Origin of the sequence: Arthrobacter agilis, from assembly GCF_002953615.1 — a bacterium.
In the GTDB taxonomy this organism is placed as follows: domain Bacteria; phylum Actinomycetota; class Actinomycetes; order Actinomycetales; family Micrococcaceae; genus Arthrobacter_D; species Arthrobacter_D agilis_B.
Genome location: NZ_CP024915.1, coordinates 3,403,535 through 3,406,089, shown reverse-complemented (window position 1 = coordinate 3,406,089; position 2,555 = coordinate 3,403,535). Strand labels below are relative to the sequence as shown.

The 2,555-nt window shown below is 70.2% G+C and carries 3 protein-coding genes; 2 read left to right on the top strand and 1 reads right to left on the bottom strand.

The genetic code is table 11. The annotated features are described in order from the left end of the window. The first annotated feature begins 286 nt into the window (after positions 1-286). Both CVO76_RS16760 and CVO76_RS16755 read left to right on the top strand, forming a co-directional pair. A complete protein-coding gene (locus CVO76_RS16760; protein WP_208740200.1) occupies positions 287-1,492 on the top strand; it encodes an amidohydrolase in 1,206 nt (401 codons plus the stop codon). Between the two features lie 6 nt (positions 1,493-1,498). Continuing rightward, positions 1,499-1,924 (top strand): hypothetical protein, encoded by a 426-nt coding sequence (locus CVO76_RS16755; RefSeq protein WP_208740199.1) that lies wholly within the window; start codon positions 1,499-1,501, stop codon positions 1,922-1,924. Positions 1,925-2,095: 171 nt separating this feature from the next. Here the strand turns inward: CVO76_RS16755 and CVO76_RS16750 are convergent. After that, positions 2,096-2,555 (bottom strand): PLP-dependent transferase (locus CVO76_RS16750; protein WP_208740198.1); only part of this gene is annotated, 460 nt, incomplete at its 5' end.

Here is a 2,555-nt window from a genome sequence, read left to right as displayed (position 1 = left end):
CCGCCCATCCGGTAGACGCGGAAGTCCAGGCCGATGAAGTCCGCCCAGGCGAACGCCCAGACCCCCAGAGCGGCTGCGACGGCCACTGCGGCGACCACGCCCAGCGCCCGGACCGCTGCCGGGATACTGCGCTGGCTCATGCTTTCCTTCCGATCAACAGGGTGCTGTCACCGGCCCGGGAAACCCTGCGGAACGGCTCATCCAGTGTAGGCACGGCCCCGGGCAGGTGCCCGCGGGCCGATATGGTGGAAATCACCCCGCACCCTCGCGAAAGGTCGATGCACCCATGTCCTCCCCCAGCGGCACCACCACGCCCGCTTCCACCACGGCCATCACCAATGCCCACGTCGTCCCGATCGACGGGGAGCGCTTCGACGGCACCGTCGTCGTGGAGGACGGCCGGATCACGGCCCTCGGCGCCTCCGTTCCGGTGCCCGACGGCGCCACGGTCGTCGATGCGGGCGGTAAATGGCTGCTCCCGGGCTTCGTCGACGCCCACGTCCACCTCGGGACGCACGAGGAGGGTGAAGGCGCCGCAGGTGACGACACCAACGAGATGACCAACCCGAACACCGCCGGCGTCCGCGCGATCGATGCCGTCAACCCCTTCGACCCCGGCTTCGACGACGCCCTCGCCGGCGGCGTCACCACGGTGAACGTCAACCCCGGGTCCGGAAACCCGATCGGCGGCCTCGCCGTCGCCCTCCACACGCACGGGCGCTACCTCGAGGAGATGGTGCTGCGCTCCCCCAGCGGCCTGAAGTCCGCTCTCGGCGAGAACCCCAAGCGCGTCTACGGGGGCAAGGACAAGACGCCGTCGACCCGCCTGGGCACCGCGCTCGTCATCCGCGAGGCGTTCATGAAGGCCCAGAACTACATGGGCAAGGCCGACGAGAACGCGCGCGACCCGCACCTCGAGGCCCTCGCCATGGTGCTGCGCCGCGAAATCCCCTGGCGCCAGCACGCCCACCGTGCCGACGACATCGCCACGGCCCTCCGCATCGCCGACGAGTTCGGCTACGACCTCGTCCTGGACCACGGCACCGAGGCGCACCTGCTCGGCGACGTGCTGGCGGAACGCGGGACCCCCGTGCTGATCGGGCCGCTGTTCACCACGAAGTCCAAGGTGGAGCTGCGCGGCCGCTCCATCGCCAACCCGGGCAAGCTCGCGAGGGCCGGCGTCGAGATCTCGATCATCACCGACCACCCCGTGATCCCGATCAACTTCCTGGTGCATCAGGCCACGCTGGCGGTCAAGGAGGGCCTGGACCGGGAGACGGCGCTGCGCTCCATCACGATCAACCCCGCGAAGGTCCTCGGCCTGGCGGACCGCCTCGGCTCGCTCGCCGTCGGCAAGGATGCGGACCTGGTGCTGTGGAGCGGCGACCCGCTCGACGTCATGCAGCGTGCCCTGCAGGTGTGGATCGGCGGCACCGAGGTCTACTCCTACGACACCGAAACCTCCACCGGCACCGTCGCCCCGCGAGGATAGGCGGTCTTGGGTTCCCGTCCGAACGCACTGCCGCCACGGCCGTTCACCCTGCGCGCGGCGATCGTCCTGTGGCTCGTGATCGCGGTGCTGCTGCTGATCGCCGCGGGCACCTTCATCACGTCGGCCGCGATGCAGGACCTCGACCGGGCAGGCTTCATCGGGCTCGGGGCGCTCTTCGGGGCGCTCGCCGTCCTGCAGCTGATCCTCCTGCTCCCGCTGCGCCGGGGCAGGAGGAGCGCCCGCGAGCTGCTGAGCACCATCGGCATCATCGTCGGCGTGCCGATCATCGTCCGCGGGACGCCGGGCCTGTCACTCATCGCGGGGGCGATGCTCGTCGCGGTGCTGCTGATGTGGCTGCCGCAGAGCAGCGACTACTTCCAGCTGACCCAGCCGAAGGCGAAGAAGCGCTTCCGGCTGCCGGGTTCCCGCTAGCGGGGCGTGCCGGCGCGGCGTCGTGCACGGCTTTCGCCCTCGGAAGGGCGTGTCGGGCCAGGACACGCCGCGAAGGACGCCGTCCCCGCCGAAAACACGTGCACGAGGCCGCGGCGGCCCAGCCGACTCCGGACACACGAAGGGCCCCTCCACCAGGAGGGGCCCTTCGCATCAGGACTGGCGCAGTGTGGCGATCGCCTGGTCGAGATCGGTGATCAGGTCCTCGAGGTCCTCGATGCCGACGGACAGCCGGACCAGGTTCTCGGGGACGGCGAGCTCGGTGCCCTTGACGGACGCGTGCGTCATGTCGGACGGGTAGTTCATCAGCGACTCGATGCCGCCGAGGGACTCCGCCAGCAGGAATACGTGCGTCGACTCCGCCACCTTCTTCGCGGCCTCCGCCCCACCCTTGAAGGTCACGGAGATCATCCCGCCGAAGTCCTTCATCTGGGCAGCCGCGAGGTCGTGGCCCGGGTGCTCGGGCAGCCCAGGGTAGTACACGTGCTCCACCTCGTCCTGCTCGAGGAGCCAGCGAGCGATCGCGGTCGCGTTGGAGGAGTGCCGGTCCATGCGCACTCCGAGGGTCTTGAGCCCGCGGGTGGTGAGCCAGGCCTCCATGGGAGCCGACACG

Coding starts and splice junctions, on each gene's coding strand:
- CVO76_RS16760 (WP_208740200.1), top strand. CDS start 287: ATGTCCTCCCCCAGCGGCACCACCACGCCCGCTTCCACCACGGCCATC.